This is a genomic window from uncultured Merdimonas sp. (assembly GCF_963929015.1).
Classification (GTDB): domain Bacteria; phylum Bacillota; class Clostridia; order Lachnospirales; family Lachnospiraceae; genus Merdimonas.
Window position 1 is genome coordinate 71934 of the sequence record NZ_CAWVHE010000012.1, and the last position, 17820, is coordinate 89753.

The 17820-nt window shown below is 51.4% G+C and carries 16 protein-coding genes; 14 read left to right on the plus strand and 2 right to left on the minus strand.

Going from position 1 to position 17820, the window contains the following annotated elements:
* Positions 1–34 precede the first annotated feature (34 nt).
* The 10 genes from ABGT54_RS06570 to ABGT54_RS06615 all read left to right on the plus strand — a co-directional run bounded on the left by ABGT54_RS06570 (position 35) and on the right by ABGT54_RS06615 (position 12849).
* On the plus strand, positions 35–667 hold the full coding sequence (locus ABGT54_RS06570; RefSeq protein ID WP_346663353.1) for a single-stranded DNA-binding protein: 633 nt from the start codon (positions 35–37) through the stop codon (positions 665–667).
* Between the two features lie 186 nt (positions 668–853).
* On the plus strand, positions 854–1744 hold the full coding sequence (gene dapA, locus ABGT54_RS06575; RefSeq protein WP_346663354.1) for a 4-hydroxy-tetrahydrodipicolinate synthase: 891 nt from the start codon (positions 854–856) through the stop codon (positions 1742–1744).
* 21 nt (positions 1745–1765) lie between these two features.
* A complete protein-coding gene (gene dapB / locus ABGT54_RS06580) occupies positions 1766–2524 on the plus strand; it encodes a 4-hydroxy-tetrahydrodipicolinate reductase (protein WP_346663445.1) in 759 nt (252 codons plus the stop codon).
* 35 nt (positions 2525–2559) lie between these two features.
* Positions 2560–4512 (plus strand): fructose-1,6-bisphosphatase, encoded by a 1953-nt coding sequence (locus tag ABGT54_RS06585; protein WP_346663355.1) that lies wholly within the window; start codon positions 2560–2562, stop codon positions 4510–4512.
* A gap of 48 nt (positions 4513–4560) precedes the next feature.
* Positions 4561–5352 carry a phosphoribosylformimino-5-aminoimidazole carboxamide ribotide isomerase gene (hisA, locus tag ABGT54_RS06590; protein WP_346663356.1) on the plus strand — a complete coding sequence of 264 codons (792 nt, stop codon included), beginning with the start codon at positions 4561–4563 and terminating at the stop codon, positions 5350–5352.
* 90 nt (positions 5353–5442) lie between these two features.
* Positions 5443–8010, plus strand: coding sequence for a preprotein translocase subunit SecA (secA, locus tag ABGT54_RS06595; RefSeq protein WP_346663357.1), 2568 nt, complete (start codon positions 5443–5445; stop codon positions 8008–8010).
* A gap of 44 nt (positions 8011–8054) precedes the next feature.
* A protein-coding gene (gene prfB / locus ABGT54_RS06600) for a peptide chain release factor 2 (protein WP_346663358.1) occupies positions 8055–9162 on the plus strand; the annotation gives its coding sequence in 2 pieces (ribosomal slippage) (positions 8055–8129 and positions 8131–9162; 1107 coding nt in all).
* A gap of 28 nt (positions 9163–9190) precedes the next feature.
* Positions 9191–10420, plus strand: a complete 1230-nt coding sequence (locus tag ABGT54_RS06605) for a homoserine dehydrogenase (RefSeq protein WP_346663359.1) — start codon at positions 9191–9193, stop codon at positions 10418–10420.
* Between the two features lie 15 nt (positions 10421–10435).
* Entirely contained in the window at positions 10436–11647 is a 1212-nt protein-coding gene (locus ABGT54_RS06610) for a cofactor-independent phosphoglycerate mutase (RefSeq protein WP_346663360.1), read from the plus strand.
* A complete protein-coding gene (locus ABGT54_RS06615) occupies positions 11641–12849 on the plus strand; it encodes an aspartate kinase (protein ID WP_346663361.1) in 1209 nt (402 codons plus the stop codon). Before ABGT54_RS06610 ends, ABGT54_RS06615 begins: the two co-directional genes overlap by 7 nt.
* On the opposite strand, the gene ABGT54_RS06620 is transcribed toward ABGT54_RS06615, so the two are convergent.
* Positions 12846–13250 (minus strand): helix-turn-helix domain-containing protein, encoded by a 405-nt coding sequence (locus ABGT54_RS06620; protein WP_346663362.1) that lies wholly within the window; start codon positions 13248–13250, stop codon positions 12846–12848. The genes ABGT54_RS06615 and ABGT54_RS06620 overlap by 4 nt on opposite strands.
* A 132-nt stretch (positions 13251–13382) precedes the next feature.
* The gene (locus ABGT54_RS06625; protein WP_346663363.1) at positions 13383–13826 is read right to left on the minus strand and encodes a CYTH domain-containing protein; all 444 of its coding nucleotides are present in this window, start codon (positions 13824–13826) and stop codon (positions 13383–13385) included.
* A 117-nt stretch (positions 13827–13943) separates the two neighbouring features.
* Here ABGT54_RS06625 and ABGT54_RS06630 point away from each other — a divergent pair, with 117 nt between their 5' ends.
* The 4 genes from ABGT54_RS06630 to clpX all read left to right on the plus strand — a co-directional run bounded on the left by ABGT54_RS06630 (position 13944) and on the right by clpX (position 17781).
* Positions 13944–14492, plus strand: coding sequence for a DJ-1 family glyoxalase III (locus ABGT54_RS06630; RefSeq protein ID WP_346663364.1), 549 nt, complete (start codon positions 13944–13946; stop codon positions 14490–14492).
* Between the two features lie 99 nt (positions 14493–14591).
* Complete coding sequence (tig, locus tag ABGT54_RS06635; protein ID WP_346663365.1) at positions 14592–15878, plus strand: trigger factor; 1287 nt, start codon at positions 14592–14594, stop codon at positions 15876–15878.
* A 33-nt stretch (positions 15879–15911) separates the two neighbouring features.
* Positions 15912–16493, plus strand: coding sequence for an ATP-dependent Clp endopeptidase proteolytic subunit ClpP (gene clpP / locus ABGT54_RS06640; protein WP_346663366.1), 582 nt, complete (start codon positions 15912–15914; stop codon positions 16491–16493).
* Between the two features lie 28 nt (positions 16494–16521).
* Positions 16522–17781, plus strand: coding sequence for an ATP-dependent Clp protease ATP-binding subunit ClpX (gene clpX / locus ABGT54_RS06645; RefSeq protein ID WP_346663367.1), 1260 nt, complete (start codon positions 16522–16524; stop codon positions 17779–17781).
* The last annotated feature ends 39 nt before the right edge of the window (positions 17782–17820 follow it).

The following is a 17820-nucleotide window of genomic DNA, read 5'->3' on the forward strand; positions in this document are numbered from 1 at the left end:
TATACGATTCAGAAGAAAGGAAGATTGTTAGACCATGTCAGATAAGATGATTGAAAACAACCAGGTAACAGTAATGGGAAGAGTGGCGACGCCTTTTACCTTCAGCCACGAGGTGTTTGGGGAAGGATTTTATATGGTGAGTGTGGACGTCCGCCGCTTAAGTAACTCTATGGACCGGATCCCCCTGATGATCTCGGAGCGTCTGATCGATGTGTCCAGGGATTACACCGGAGAATTTCTGATGGCCAGCGGCCAGTTCCGGTCTTACAACCGGCATGAAGAGCAGAAAAACCGGCTGGTCCTGTCATTGTTTGTGCGGGAGGCGGCGTTTGTCGAAGAAGAGCTGGACGGGGCAAAGACCAACCAGATCTTTCTGGACGGGTATATCTGCAAGCTGCCGGTGTACAGAAAGACGCCTCTTGGCAGGGAGATCGCGGATCTTCTTCTGGCGGTCAACCGGCCGTATGGCAAATCGGATTATATCCCCTGTATCTGCTGGGGAAGGAATGCCAGGTTTGCCGCTTCCTTTGAGGTGGGGGAGCATGTGCAGGTGACCGGCCGGATCCAGAGCCGGGAGTACATAAAAAGACTTTCAGAGACAGAGACACAGAAGAGGACGGCTTACGAGGTGTCTGTAAGCAAGCTGGAATGTATGGATGCAAAGTAGCCCTGCCCCGGCCCGGGGCGCAGGTACAGGCTGTCGTTGACATCCCCCTGGTTTGATGGTAATATTTTTATAGGTTTAAGCTGGCAGGACTGCGAACGTGCGCGGATCAGCCAGGCAACATGGTCCCGGGGCTTTTGCTTCGGGATGAGAGATTCATAAAAAGAAAGAAAAGTCAGGAGGATGGGTATGTCTATATTTACAGGCGCAGGAGTGGCCATCGTCACTCCGTTTCATGAGGATGAAAGCATTCATTACGATAGACTGGACGAACTCATTGATTTCCATTGTAACAATGGTACCGACAGTATTATTATCTGCGGAACCACAGGGGAGTCGGCAACGATGACAGAGGAGGAGCATCTGGAGTGCGTGAAGTTCGCCATTGACCGTGCAAAGGGAAGGATCCCGGTGATCGCCGGGACAGGATCCAACTGTACCAGAACCGCGGTGGAGCTGTCGAAAGAGGCGGCGGACTACGGCGCGGACGGACTTCTGGTGGTAACGCCTTATTATAACAAGGCGACCCAGGCGGGGCTGATCGCTCACTACAGCGCGGTGGCAAAGGAAGCAAAAGCGCCGATCATTATGTACAGCGTGGCCAGCCGCACCGGGTGCAACATTGAACCGGCTACCGTAGCATATCTGGTAAAACACGTGGAAAATATCGTGGGCGTAAAAGAGGCCTCCGGAAATATCTCCCAGGTGGCAAAGATCATGGCGCTTACCGATGGGAATATTGATCTTTATTCCGGAAATGACGATCAGATCGTACCGCTTCTGTCTCTTGGGGCAAAAGGTGTGATTTCCGTGCTTTCCAATGTGGCGCCAAAGGAGACCCATGAGATCTGTGAGAAGTTCTTTGCAGGCGACGTGGAAGGAAGCTGCAGGCTTCAGCTCAAGGCGATCCCGCTGATCGATCAGCTGTTCTGCGAAGTGAATCCGATTCCGGTGAAGAAGGCGATGCAGCTGATGGGCAGGGACTGCGGACCGCTTCGGATGCCCATGACCGAGCTTACGCCGGAGCATGAGAAGACACTGGCGCAGGCAATGAAAGATTTTGGCATTACACTGGCATAAGAGGAAGGACAGGTGGAACATATGGTACGGGCGATCATGCATGGATGTAATGGAAAGATGGGCCGGGTGATCACCGGTCTGATCGGTGAGGACGGGGGCATTGAGATCGTGGCCGGCGTGGATACTTATACCGCCGTGCCAAACGACTACCCGGTGTTTGAAAGTATGGAGAAATGTGACGTGGAGGCAGATGTTGTCATTGATTTTTCCAATGCCTCCGCAGTGGACGCTCTGCTTGACGTCTGCTGTGCAAGAAAGCTTCCGGTTGTGCTGTGTACGACCGGGCTGTCGGAGGCGCAGCTTCAGAAGGTGGAAGAGGCGGCAAAGGAGACGGCGGTACTTCGATCCGCCAATATGTCTCTGGGGATCAATCTGCTCTTAAAGCTTCTGAAAGACGCGGCCAGGGTGCTTGGTCCTGCAGGATATGACATCGAACTGGTGGAACGCCATCACAATCAGAAGGTGGACGCTCCCAGCGGTACGGCGATCGCACTGGCTGATTCCGTAAATGAGGCGCTGGACCGCCAGTATACTTATGTATACGACCGGTCAAAGGTAAGACAGAAACGAGAGAAAAAAGAGATCGGCATCTCTGCCGTGCGGGGAGGGACCATTGTGGGGGATCACGAAGTGATCTTTGCCGGCACAGACGAGGTAATCGAGTTTAAGCACACGGCATATTCCAAGACGGTCTTTGGAAAGGGCGCGGTAGAAGCTGCCAAGTTTCTTGCCGGGAAACCGGCGGGAAAATACGACATGTCGGATGTGATCCGGCTGTAAGGGACCGACGGAAGGTGACCACGGGGAGGAAGGCCATGAAAGAATTAGAATCCAGATATTTAGAGAGACTTTCACAGCTGTATCCGACCATCGCAAAAGCATCCACGGAAATCATCAATCTGCAGGCGATCCTGAACCTGCCAAAGGGGACGGAACATTTCCTGACAGATATCCACGGCGAGCATGAGGCGTTTTCCCATGTTCTGAAAAACGGCTCTGGTTCTGTGCGCCGCAAGATCGATGATGTTTTCGGGAATACTATGAGTAGCAGGGACAAACAGTCCCTGGCTACTCTTATTTATTATCCGAAGGAAAAGATGGAACGGATCAAAAAAGAAGAAGAGAATATGGAGGACTGGTATAAAATTACGCTATACCGTCTGATCGAGGTGTGTAAGCGCGCTGCCAGCAAATATACCAGATCCAAGGTGCGAAAAGCGCTGCCGCCGGATTTTGCCTATGTGATCGAGGAACTGATCACGGAGAAGGCTGAGATCACAGACAAAGAGTCCTATTACAATTCTATCGTGAACACGATCATCCGCATCGGCAGGGCGGAACCGCTGATCGTCGCCCTAAGTGAACTGATCCAGCGGCTGACCGTGGATCATCTGCATATTGTGGGGGATATTTATGACAGGGGGCCTGGCCCTCATATCATTATGGAGAAACTGATCCGGTATCACTCTGTGGATATCCAGTGGGGCAATCACGACGTGCTCTGGATGGGCGCTGCCGCCGGGCAGAGAGGGTGCATTGCCAATGTGATCCGGATCTGTGCCAGATACGGCAACCTGGATATTCTGGAGGACGGATATGGCATCAACCTGCTGCCCCTGGCCAACTTTGCCATGAATACCTACCGGGACGATCCCTGTACCTGTTTTAAGCTGCGGGGAGAGCAGCAGTGCAGCCCGGATGAGACGAATCTGAACATCAAGATGCACAAGGCCATTTCTGTGATCCAGTTTAAAGTAGAAGGGCAGATCATCCGGAACAATCCGGAATTTCAGATGGAGAGCAGAAATCTGCTCCATAAGATTCAGTTTGAGACAGGTACGGTGGAGGTGGAAGGAAAAGAGTATCCGATGCTGGATACCCATTTTCCGACTGTGGATCCGGGAGATCCTTATGCCCTGTCTCCAGAGGAAGAAGAGATCATGGACCGGCTGGAGAAGGCCTTCCTCCACTGTGAGAAGCTGCAGCGCCACATGCGGTTCCTGTTGAACAAAGGCGGGCTATACAAGGTGTATAATAACAACCTGCTGTATCACGGATGCGTTCCTCTGACCGCAGACGGAGAGCTGATGTCGGTGCGGATCTACGGCCGCTTTTATAAAGGCCGGGGTCTTTACGAAGAGCTGGAAAGTTATGTGCGGAAAGGATTTTACGCGCTGGATGAAAAGGAGAAGGAGCGGGGCCGGGATATGATGTGGTATATCTGGCTGGGAGAAGGTTCGCCTCTGTTTGGCAAAGACAAGATGGCCACCTTTGAGCGGTATTTCCTGGAAGATAAGGAAACCCACAAAGAAAAGAAGAATCCTTATTATTCGATGCTGGAAAACGAGACCGTGGTAAACCGGATCCTGGCGGAATTTGGGCTGCCGCCGGAAGGGACGCACATCATCAACGGCCATGTGCCGGTCAAGTCAAAAAATGGAGAAAATCCTGTTAAATGCGGCGGGAAAGTTATGGTGATTGACGGCGGGTTTTCCAAGGCCTACCAGAAAGAGACCGGGATTGCAGGCTATACGCTGATCTATAATTCCTACGGCCTGATCCTGGCGGCCCATGAACCTTTTGAATCCACAGAGGCTGCCATTGAAAAAGAAAGCGATATTCATTCCGACAGCATTGTGGTGAAGCGGGTCCTGGAAAGGAAGCTGGTGGGAGATACCGACGTGGGCCGGGAGCTCAAGGAGCAGATCCGGGATCTGGAAGTCCTTCTTGCGGCTTACCGGAGCGGGCGCATTGCCGAGCGGCTGTAGGGACGGCAGATCCGGGAGGAGAAAAATACCGGAAGGAGACGACAGAACATGAGATTCAGACCATGTATTGATATACATAACGGAAAGGTGAAGCAGATCGTAGGCGGCAGTCTTCTGGACGCCGGCGACCGGGCGCGGGAAAATTATGTATCTGAAAAGGGCGCTGCCGAATATGCCAGTCTGTACCGGAAGGACGGGCTCCCGGGCGGCCATGTGATCTTGCTCAACCCTCCTGCTTCAGAGTACTACGAAGCCACAAAACAGCAGGCGCTGGCAGCCCTTCGCGCCTATCCGGGAGGACTTCAGGCAGGGGGCGGGATCACGGACGTCAATGCCGGGGAGTACCTGGAGGCTGGGGCCAGTCATGTGATCGTGACTTCTTATGTGTTCCGGGATGGCCAGATCCGCTGGGACGCCATGGAACGTCTGGCAAAAGCCGTGGGAAGGGAACATGTGGTGATCGACCTAAGCTGCCGGAAAAAAGAGGACGGTTATTATATCGTGACCAACCGCTGGCAGACCTTTACCAATGTGCAGCTGACCGGCGGACTGATGGATCGGATCGCGGATTACTGTGATGAGTTTCTGGTGCACGGGGTGGATGTGGAAGGAAAAGCTTCCGGTGTGGATGAAGAGCTGGCGGCTCTTCTTGCGGCGCACACAAAGCGGCCGGTCACATATGCCGGGGGCATTGGGAGTATGGAAGATCTGGCCAGGTTTGCACAGCTGACCGGGGGCCGGGTGGACTTTACCATCGGAAGCGCCCTGGATCTCTTTGGAGGGCCGATCCCTTACCTGCAGTTGAAAATGTTTTGTGACCAGTTTATGAACGATTTATAAATTGGTTGAATTGAATTTTAGATAGTGCTAGAATGGGAGGATAGAGTGGTCATTTTATGGCAAATTCATGACAAGGAGCATTTTTGACATATGGGTTTGATACAGAAAATATTTGGAACACACAGTGAAAATGAATTAAAAAGAATCTATCCGATCGTAGACGCGATCGAGGCTCTGGAGCCGGAGATGCAGAAGCTCTCGGACAGTGAGTTAAAGGATAAGACCAGAGAATTTAAAAAGCGCCTGGAGGAAGGGGAGACTCTGGATGATCTTCTGCCAGAGGCGTTTGCTGTTGTGAGAGAAGCGGCAGTCCGTACTCTGGGCATGCGTCATTTCCGGGTACAGCTCATCGGCGGCATTATCCTGCATCAGGGGCGGATCGCGGAGATGAAGACCGGAGAAGGAAAAACCCTGGTATCCACGCTGCCGGCTTACTTAAATGCGCTGACCGGAGAGGGAGTGCAGATCGTTACGGTCAACGATTATCTGGCAAAGCGTGACGCGGAGTGGATGGGACAGATCCATGAATTCCTGGGACTGACGGTTGGCGTGGTCTTAAACAGCATGAACAGCGATGAGAGGCGGGAGGCCTACAACTGCGATATTACTTATGTCACCAATAACGAGCTGGGCTTTGATTACCTGCGGGATAATATGGTGATCTACAAGGAGCAGCTGGTACAAAGAGGCATGAAGTACTGTATCATCGACGAGGTGGACTCTGTCCTGATCGATGAGGCCAGAACTCCTCTTATCATTTCGGGCCAGAGCGGGAAGTCCACCCGGCTTTATGAGGCCTGCGACATCCTGGCACAGCAGCTGCAAAGGGGCGAGGCAAGCGGAGAGTTTTCCAAGATGAACGCCATCATGGGCGAGGAGATCGAGGAGACCGGAGACTTTATCGTCAATGAGAAGGAAAAGAGCATCAACCTGACAGAAGACGGGGTAAAGAAGGTGGAGAAGTTCTTCCACATTGAGAACCTGGCAGATCCGGAGAATCTGGAGATCCAGCACAACATTATCCTGGCTCTGCGGGCCCACAATCTGATGTTCCGTGATCAGGACTATGTGGTAAAAGACGACGAGGTTCTGATCGTAGATGAATTTACCGGGCGTATCATGCCGGGACGGAGATACTCAGACGGACTGCATCAGGCCATTGAGGCAAAGGAGCATGTGAAGGTAAAAAGAGAGAGCAAGACGCTTGCTACGATTACCTTCCAGAATCTGTTTAATAAATATAAGAAAAAAGCGGGCATGACCGGTACCGCCCTTACGGAAGAAAAAGAGTTCCGTGAGATCTACGGGATGGACGTCATCGAGATCCCTACCAACAAGCCGGTACAGCGTGTGGATCTGGAGGACGCGGTATATAAGACACAGAAAGAGAAGTTCCGTGCGGTCTGCGACGCCATCGAGGAGGCTCACGCAAAGCATCAGCCGGTGCTGGTAGGTACGATCACGATTGAAAATTCCGAGCTGTTAAGCGGCATGCTGAAGCGCAGGGGGATTCAGCACAATGTGCTGAATGCCAAGTACCATGAGCTGGAGGCGGAGATCGTAGCGCAGGCCGGCGTGCATGACGCAGTGACCATTGCCACCAACATGGCCGGACGTGGTACGGATATCAAGCTGGACGATGAGGCCAGAGCCGCCGGAGGATTAAAGATCATCGGAACAGAGCGCCATGAGTCCAGACGAATTGACAACCAGCTGCGGGGACGTTCCGGACGTCAGGGAGATCCGGGTGAGTCCAGATTTTATATTTCCCTGGAAGATGATCTGATGCGTCTCTTCGGGTCCGAGCGTCTGATGAATATCTTCAATGCGCTTGGCGTGGAGGAAGGCGAGCAGATTGAGCACAAGATGCTCACAAGCGCCATTGAGAAGGCACAGCAGAAGATCGAGAGCAATAACTTCGGCATCCGTAAAAATCTGCTGGAATATGACCAGGTAATGAACGAACAGAGGGAGATCATCTACGAAGAACGTCGCAAGGTACTGGACGGCGAAAACATGAGAGACGCTATCTTCCATATGATGAACGATTATGTGGAAAACGTAGTGGATAAAGTGATCGGGGCAGACCAGGATTATGAGGAATGGGATCTGACCGAGCTGAATGTTTCGATCCAGGGTACGATCCCGATGGCTGCGGTTACAGAAGAAGACGTAAAGGATATGAGCCCCAAACAGCTGAAGCATCTGTTAAAAGAGCGGGCTGCCAAGGCATATGAAGCAAAAGAGACGGAGTTTCCGGAGCCGGAGCACATTCGTGAGATCGAGCGGGTGGTGCTTCTCAAAGTGATCGACGCCAAGTGGATGGATCATATCGACGATATGGATCAGCTCCGTCAGGGAATCGGCATCCAGGCTTACGGGCAGAGAGATCCCAAGGTAGAGTACAAGATGCTGGGATACGACATGTTCGATGCCATGACAAAGAGTATTTCAGAGGATACGGTCCGCACGCTCTTCCGGGTAAGACTGGAGCAGAAGGTGGAGAGAGAGCAGGTGGCCAAGGTGACGGGCACCAACAAGGACGATTCTGCGGTGCGGGCTCCGAAGAAACGGGCAGAGAAGAAGGTATACCCCAATGATCCCTGCCCCTGCGGAAGCGGCAAAAAGTATAAGCAGTGCTGCGGCAGAAAAGCGTAGTACCGCTTAGAGAATAAAGAAAACAATAGAATCGAGGTGGGAAAGTGGTTGAATTAGATCAGCTGAAAAGCAGTCTGAACGCATACGAAGAACCTCTTGCCGAAATGAGGGATTCACTTTGACCTGGCCGGCAAAGAGCGCAGAGTAGAAGAACTGGAGCGCAAAGTAGAAGAGCCGGGATTCTGGGAGAATCCGGAGGAATCCCAGAAGCTGATGAAAGAGTTAAAATACCTGCAGGAACTGGTAAAAAAGATCCACGGTCTTTACCGTTCTTTTGAAGATATCCAGACGCTGATCGAGATGGGATATGAAGAAAATGATCCGCAGATCGCGGAGGAGGCAGGAAAAGATATGGATCAGTTTTCCGCGGCATTTGAGGAGCTGAGGATCCAGACGCTTTTATCTGGAGAGTATGACGCCTGCAACGCCATTGTGACCATCCATGCCGGAGCAGGCGGGACAGAGTCCTGCGACTGGGCGGAGATGCTGTACCGGATGTATACCAGATGGGCGGAGCGCAAAGGATTTCAGATCCAGGTGCTGGATTTTCTGGATGGAGATATTGCCGGGATCAAGGCTATTACTTTTGAAGTTGCAGGGGAAAATGCCTATGGGTATCTGAAGTCCGAAAAAGGCGTCCACCGGCTGGTGCGGATCTCTCCGTTTAATTCCGCCGGGAAGCGGCAGACGTCGTTTGCATCCTGTGACGTGGTGCCGGACATTGAAGATGAGATCGATATTGAAATCGCGGAAGACGATCTGAAGATCGATACTTACCGGGCCAGCGGCGCCGGAGGCCAGCATGTCAACAAGACCTCATCGGCCATCCGCATCACCCATCTGCCGACGGGGATCGTGGTGCAGTGTCAGAATGAAAGGTCTCAGCATCACAACAAGGAAAAGGCCATGCAGATGCTGAAGGTGAAACTGAAGATGCTCAAAGAGCAGGAACAGGCGGAAAAAGTATCGGACATCCGGGGAGAGATCAAGGAGATCGGTTTTGGCAACCAGATCCGTTCCTATGTGATGCAGCCCTATACACTGGTCAAGGATCACCGGACCGGTATGGAGACCGGCAATGTGACCAGCGTGCTGGACGGGGGGCTTGATCCGTTTATCAACGCATATCTGAAGGAAACAGCGAACAAGTAGGAGTTACCGGAAAAAAGGGAGGAAGTATATGATCAACATAGCGGTTATGGGATATGGAACCGTAGGTTCCGGCGTAGTAGAAGTGATTGACACCAATGGCGCCCGGATCAATCAGAGGATCGGGGATGAACTGAATATCAAGTATGTCCTGGATCTAAAGGATTTTCCGGGGAACCCGGTGCAGGAAAAGATCGTCCATGATTTTGAGACCATTATCGGGGACGAGGATGTAAAGATCGTGGTAGAAGTGATGGGAGGGATCGAACCCGCCTATACCTTCGTGAAACGCTGCCTCCTGGCGGGGAAAAGTGTGGCCACATCCAACAAAGCGCTGGTGGCAAAGCATGGGGCAGAGCTTCTGTCCATTGCGAAGGAGCAAAATATCAACTTCCTGTTTGAGGCCAGTGTCGGCGGCGGGATCCCCATTATACGTCCGCTGAATTCTTCCCTGACCGCAGATGAGATCGAGGAGATCACCGGGATCTTAAACGGGACCACGAATTATATGCTGACCAAAATGTTTTATGAGGGCGCGGATTATGACAGCGTGTTAAAGGAGGCGCAGGCCAACGGATTTGCCGAGCGCAATCCGGAGGCGGATGTGGAAGGCTATGACGCCTGCCGCAAGATTGCTATCCTGTCTTCTCTGATCTCCGGGCAGCAGGTGGATTTTGAAGATATCTACTGTGAGGGGATCACAAAGATCACGGTAGAGGATATGATGTATGCCAGAAAGATGGGGACGGTCATCCGCCTGCTGGCTTCCAGCAAGCGTTATCCGGGCAACCGGATCCACGCCATCGTGGCTCCCTGTATGTTGTATCCGGATCATCCGCTCTACAATATCAACGGAGTGTTTAACTCCATCTTTGTACACGGAAATGTGCTGGGCGACGCCATGTTCTATGGAAGCGGCGCAGGAAAGCTGCCTACGGCAAGCGCAGTGGTGGCTGATGTGGTAGACGCGGCCAAGCACCTGAACCGGAATATTATGACCATGTGGAAGCAGGAGAAGCTGAAACTGGAGGATAAGGCGGGATCAAAGCGCAGATTCTTCGTGCGGATGAAGGGGAAACCGCAGGAGATGCTCCCGCAGATTGAAGATTCCTTCGGTCAGGTGGAAGTGATAACCCTTCCGGAACTTCCGGAAGAATTCGGGTTTGTCACTCCGGTCATGATGGAAGGCGATTATGAGACCAGAGCCGGACTGTATGAGGATCAGATCCTGCACATGATCCGGATAGAAGAACACAGATAACAGGAGAGCAGGCGTATGAAATATATCATTGTGTTAGGCGATGGTATGTCAGGGAGAGCGCTTGGGGAACTTGGCGGGCGTACCACGCTGGAGGCTGCCATGACTCCGGCGATGGATGCGCTGGCAAAAGAAGCGGAACTTGGAATGGCTTCTATGGTGCCGGAGGGGATGGCGCCGGGAAGCGACACAGCGAATCTCTCCGTCCTTGGCTATGATCCGAAGCGGTATTACACCGGAAGATCACCGCTGGAGGCCATGAGTATCGGAGTGGATCTGAAAGAAACGGATGTGTCCTTTCGCTGCAATCTTGTGACCCTGTCCGAAGAGGAGGGGGATTACGCAGAACGGACCATTCTTGACCACAGCGCAGACGAGATCAGCAGCAGGGATGGAGCGATTCTGATAGATGCGCTCCGCGGGGAGCTGGAAAAAGACGGTTGGAGATTCTATGCAGGAACCAGTTACCGTCATCTGCTGGTGCAGGAAAAAGGGCGCGTGCAGGAGCTTACGCCTCCCCATGATATCCTGGGAAGGAAGATCGGGCCCTTCCTGCCGGAGGATCCGGCGCTGCGGGCAATGATGGAAAAAAGCTATGAGATCCTTTCCTGCCATCCGCTGAACCAGAAGAGACGAAGAGACGGCCTGCATCCTGCAAACGCCGCCTGGTTCTGGGGAGCGGGGACAAAGCCGAAGCTTCCGGGATTTCAGGAAAAAACGGGAAAAAGAGCGGTGATGATCTCGGCAGTAGATCTTCTGAAGGGGATCGCCGTCTGCGCGGGGATGGACCGGATCCTCGTGGAAGGGGCAAACGGAGGCCTTCATACAAATTATAAAGGAAAAGCGCAGGCAGCGGTGCAGGCGCTGGTAAGAGACGGATACGATTTTGCCTATATCCATGTGGAAGCGCCGGACGAGATGGGACACCAGGGAAGTGCCAGAGACAAGATCCGCTCCATTGAGCAGATCGATGAAATGGTGGTAAAAACTCTGGTTCGTGAGCTTCAGAGCGCAGGAGAAGACTACAGGTTGCTGATCCTTCCGGATCACCCGACTCCGGTCGAGGTCCGGACGCATACTGCGGAACCGGTGCCCTATCTTTTGTACGACAGCAGAAGAAAACTGCCGGGAGAGAATACCTATTGTGAAAAAACCGCTGCCGGGACCGGAAGGGAATGGAAAGAAGGATTTCGGCTGATCGAACATTTACTGCAGGAGGACTTATGTTAGTTGTAAAAAAATTTGGCGGCAGTTCTGTGGCGGATAAAGAGAGGATCTTTCGTGTTGCAGAACGCTGTATTGAGGATTATAAAGAAGGAAATGACGTGGTGGTAGTGTTGTCCGCTATGGGAGACACTACGGATGAACTGATCGCAAAGGCAAAAGACATTAACCCGAAGGCAAAGCAAAGAGAGATGGATATGCTGCTTACTACAGGCGAACAGGTGTCTGTGGCGCTGATGGCCATGGCCATGCAGGCGTTGGATGTGCCTGCAGTGTCCCTGAATGCGTTTCAGGTCATGATGCACTCCACCTCGCGCTATGGAAACGCCCGGTTTAAGCGGGTGGATACAGAAAGGATCCAGCATGAGCTGGATTCCCGCAAGATTGTAATCGTCACCGGATTTCAGGGAGTCAACAAATACGACGATATCACTACGCTGGGAAGAGGAGGATCGGACACCACTGCAGTGGCGCTGGCTGCGGCGCTCCATGCAGATAAGTGCGAGATCTATACCGATGTGGACGGGATCTTTACCGCCGATCCCAGGGTCGTGAAAAACGCCAGGAAACTGGATGTGATCACCTACGATGAGATGCTGGAACTTGCCAGCCTGGGCGCAAAAGTGCTTCACAACCGTTCGGTGGAAATGGCAAAAAAATACAACGTAGAATTAGTGGTGCGTTCCAGTCTGAACCGGTCAGAGGGAACCGTAGTCAAGGAGGCTTCTAATATGGAAAAATTACTGGTAACAGGTGTGGCGGCTGATAAAAATACGGCCAGGATCTCGGTGATCGGCGTGGATGACAAGCCGGGCATTGCATTTCAGATTTTTGATACACTTGCAAAGAATAATATAAATGTAGATATTATCCTGCAGTCTGTAGGACGGGACGGGACCAAGGATATTTCCTTTACCGTTGCTTCGGACGATATGGAAGAAGCGATCCGCATCCTGGAAGAAAATAAAGCGCGCCTGACTATCCAGAACGTGACCTGGAATGAAGATGTGGCCAAGCTGTCGATCGTAGGCGCGGGTATGATGAGCAACCCCGGTGTGGCGGCCAGAATGTTTGAGGCCCTTTATAACAGCAGGGTAAACATTCAGATGATCTCCACATCCGAGATCCGTATTACGGTCCTGGTTGCAAAAGACGATATTGAAAAAGCCATGAACGCTGTTCATGATGCGTTTGCGACAGGTGATTAATCCGCAGGCGCTGCGGCAGATTTGAGAAAACCGGCAACGATCTGTCTGTTCTCTTCGGACAGTGAGCGGAAAGCAAGGATAAAATCCAGTTCCTGCTCGCTAAGATAGATAGAATGGCCGGTTTTTTCATCGGAAGAACAAAGATAGGGAACCGTATCCTCCATCATCGTTTCGGAAGAAGCGATGCTGCCGGATACAGAACCAAGTACCAGCATGCTTAGACTGACCTGATAATACCGGGACAGGAAGATCAGAGAGTCCAGATCCGGCGTGCGTTTGCCGGTCTCATAGTTGGAATAAGCCTGTCTGGATACATTCAGCATGCGGCTTAAGTCCGTCTGGGTCAGATGGTGTCTTTTTCGAAGCGTTTTTAAATTGGATGCAAGTTGAATATTCGCCATGATGTTTTTGCTCCTGCTGGTCTTTTCTTGTAGTATAGCAATTTGTCCAGATAAAAGGAGAATATGCGACGAAACGTTTCAAAAGCAAAAACAGCAACAAAATGTTGCTGTTTCGGATTTTGCCACACCTTGTCAGATGCGGCTAAGATAACTGTTGTGATATTTGCCGGAAAAGGTGACGTCCTCTGCAAACCACGGAGGCGGGGAGAAGGAAGCTGCTTCCTCTTCGGAAGAAAATTCGACTTCGGCAAGGATCAGGGGAGCGAGATCTCCTTCAAAGACGTCCAGTTCTGCGGTATGCCCGTCTAAGAGCGGGATCATATAGCGTTTTTTCCGGATCAGGCGTCCGTCGGTTTTGGCGATCAGATGGCGGTAGGCCGCTTCTGTCAGCGGAAGGTTATATTCTTCCCGGACCATCAGGCCGCTGGATTTGTAGGTAAGTTCATAGCGGTCATTGTCCCGGCGGATGCGGATCACAGGGTCCGTATTCAGATACCCCTGTTCAATGAGGCGAAAGGGGTATTGTTCCAGATGTTCCGGCACATGTAAGACCAGGTATTTTCGCTCGATTTCCATGGAAAGACCTCCTTGGGATTGGATGAGTGACTGTTGCAGTCTTGTGCATTTATTCTAATATAATTTACATTTGATGTAAACGATGATAATATGAAAAAACAGGAGGATGATTCAAAAATGAAAAAAGTGAGTGTGATTTTGGCGGATGGATTTGAGGAAATCGAAGCCCTGACAGTTGTGGATCTGCTGCGGCGGGCCCAGATTTTTGTGGATACTGTTTCTGCGACAGAGGAATATACCGTACACGGCGCCCACGGCATCAATGTTCAGACAGAGGATCTGTTTGAGGAAGTGAATTTTGTGGAGTCGGATATGATCGTGCTTCCGGGCGGGATGCCGGGGACCACGCATCTGAATGAACACGCCGGCGTACGCAGAGTGGTGAAGGATTTCTTTGAGGAAGGAAAGTATGTGGCGGCCATCTGCGCGGCTCCGACGGTTCTTGCCGGCCTGGGGATCCTGAAAGGAAAGCGCATCACCTGCTATCCGACCGTGGAGACTCAGATCCAGGGGGCGGTTATTACCAGGCTGCCGGTGATGGCAGACGGGAATATCATTACCGGACGGGGAGCTGGAACCGCCATAGACTTTGCCCTGAAGCTGATCGAAGTGCTGGCCGGGGCAGAGAAGGCAAAGGAGATCCAGGAAGGGATTTTATACGAATAATACTGGATATTTGCAGGGGTTTGTGTTATACTTTTTTAACGTAACATGCCTGTCTGCGCTCTGGAGGCGGGCAGGACAGAATCAGGAGGAAATAGTACAATGAGTTTACAGGTGGAAAATTTAGAGAAAAACATGGCGAAGCTTACCATCGAGGTTTCTGCTGAAGAGTTGGAAAAAGCGATGCAGAACGCATATATGAAGCAGAAAAACAGAATTTCCCTTCCGGGATTCCGCAAGGGTAAGGTTCCGCGTCCGATGATCGAGAAGATGTACGGAGCAGAGATTTTTTATGATGACGCTGCAAATGAACTGATCCCGAAGGCATATGCACAGGCTTATGACGAGTGCGGGCTGGAGATCGTTTCCAGACCAAGCATTGATGTGGTACAGATCGAAAAAGGCAAGCCGTTTATCTTTACTGCAGAAGTGGCTGTGAAGCCGGAAGTAACCCTTGGCGAGTACAAAGGCCTTGAGGTGGATAAAGTGTCCACACGGGTAACGCAGAAAGAGGTAGACGCAAGAGTACAGGAAGAGGCTGAGAAGAACGCAAGAACCGTTACTGTTACTGACCGCGGCGTTCAGGACGGTGACGAGATCATCCTTGATTTTGAAGGATTTGTAGACGGAGAAGCATTTGAAGGCGGAAAGGGAGAGAACTATCCGCTGACCATCGGTTCCGGATCCTTTATTCCGGGATTTGAGGATCAGCTGATCGGCGCTGAGGCTGAGAAAGAAGTAGAAGTAAAGGTTACCTTCCCGGAGGATTATCACGCAGAGGATCTGAAGGGGAAGGACGCGGTGTTCAAATGTACCGTTCATGAGATCAAGGCAAAAGAACTGCCGGAGATTGACGATGAGTTTGCGGCAGAGGTGTCTGAATTTGATACCTTAGAGGAATACAAGGCTGATATTAAGGCAAAGATCAAAGAAGAGAAAGCTTCCGAGGGCAAGAGAAAGCAGGAGGATCAGGTGGTAGAGCAGGCGGTGAAGAACGCTTCCTACGAGATCCCGGATGCCATGATCGACACCCAGGCTTCCCAGCTGGCGGATAATTTTGCACAGCGTATGCAGTCTCAGGGACTTACCATGGAGCAGTATTTCCAGTTTACCGGAATGACTGCAGAAAAGATGATGGAAGAATTAAGACCTCAGGCTGTAAAACAGATCGAGACACGTCTTGTGCTGGAGGCGATCGTAAAAGCAGAGAACATCGAGATCAGCGAGGAGAAGCTGGACGAAGAGCTTCAGAAGATGGCCGACACCTATAAGATGGAAGTTGAGAAGATCAAAGAGTTTATGGGTGAGAATGAGAAGAAGCAGATGAAGGAAGATATGGCGGTTCAGGAAGCCATTACGTTCCTGGTAGAGAATGCTGTAGAGAAATAAGTCGGCCAAAGAAGTAAACAGGAGGCGTTTTGCATGAGTTTAGTACCTTATGTCATTGAACAGACCAGCAGGGGAGAACGCTCCTACGACATCTATTCAAGACTTTTGAAAGACAGGATTATTTTTCTGGGAGAAGAAGTGTCAGATGTGTCTGCCAATATTGTAATGGCTCAGCTTCTTTTCCTGGAAGCAGAAGATCCGGAAAAAGATATTCATCTTTATATTAACAGCCCCGGTGGTTCTGTGACTGCCGGTATGGCGATCTATGATACCATGCAGTATATCAAATGTGATGTGGAGACGATCTGCATGGGAATGGCAGCCAGCATGGGAGCCTTTCTGCTGGCTGGCGGCGCAAAAGGGAAGCGCCTGGCGCTGCCAAATGCGGAGATCATGATCCATCAGCCTTCCGGCGGAGCCCGGGGACAGGCGACGGAGATCCAGATCGCTGCAGAACATATCCTGCGTACAAAGCAGAATCTGAACCGTATCCTTTCGGAAAATACCGGACAGCCGCTGGAAGTGATCCAGGCAGATACGGAGAGGGATAATTTTATGACTGCACAGGAAGCAAAGGCATACGGACTGATCGACGAAGTGATCACCCGCCGCTAATGGCTGTGCAGATGAGGTGGAAAGTAGTATGATAGGAAAGAACGATGATCAGATCAGGTGTTCATTCTGCAACAAGACCCAGAATCAGGTCCGCAAACTGATCGCCGGACCAAACGGCGCGTATATCTGCGACGAGTGTATCGAAGTATGTACCGAGATCCTGGAAGAAGAGTTTGAGTATGAGGATGGCAGAAGCTGGAATCCATTTTCTGATATCAATCTTTTGAAACCGGCAGAGATTAAAGAGTTTCTGGATCAGTATGTGATCGGCCAGGATGAGGCAAAGAAAGTATTGTCTGTTGCCGTTTATAATCATTATAAACGGATCATGGCCCAGAAAGATCTTGGGGTGGAGCTTAGCAAGAGCAATATCCTGATGCTGGGGCCGACCGGCTGCGGAAAGACGCTGCTGGCGCAGTCCCTTGCCAAGATCCTGAATGTTCCCTTTGCTATTGCCGATGCGACTGCCCTGACAGAGGCCGGATATGTCGGAGAGGATGTGGAAAATATCCTGTTGAAGATCATCCAGGCGGCAGACGGAGATATTGAACGGGCGGAGTATGGGATCATTTACATTGATGAGATTGATAAGATTACCAGAAAGTCGGAAAATCCATCCATTACCAGAGATGTGTCCGGCGAAGGCGTTCAGCAGGCGCTGCTAAAGATCATTGAAGGAACGATTGCCAATGTGCCGCCTCAGGGAGGACGCAAGCATCCGCATCAGGAACTGATCCAGATCGATACAACCAATATTCTGTTTATCTGCGGCGGCGCTTTTGAAGGAATTGACAAGATCATTGAAAAGCGGATCGATCAGAAATCCATCGGATTTAATGTGGAGATCGCAGACAAGCATGAAAATGACATTGATAAGCTTCTGGAACAGGTACTGCCGCAGGATCTGGTCAAATATGGACTGATCCCCGAGCTGGTGGGACGTGTGCCGGTTGTCGTATCCCTGGAGATGCTGGACAAAGAGGCGCTGATGCGTATCCTGACCGAGCCGAAGAATGCGATCACCAGACAGTATCAGAAGATGCTGGAGCTGGACGGCGTGGAGCTTACGTTTGATAAGGAAGCGCTGGAAGCCATTGCGGAGACTTCCCTTAAGAGGAAGACCGGGGCAAGAGGATTAAGAGCCATTATGGAAAATATTATGATGGATATTATGTATAAGGCTCCGTCTGATGAGACATTAAAGGCATGCCGGGTCACAGAAGAGGTAGTAAGAGGCGGTCAGCCGCCTATGCTGGAGCATGATTCTGTCAGAAGTGAGAGTGCATAAGATCAGGGCGGGTGCAAGAGGATTTGCGCCTGCCTTTTT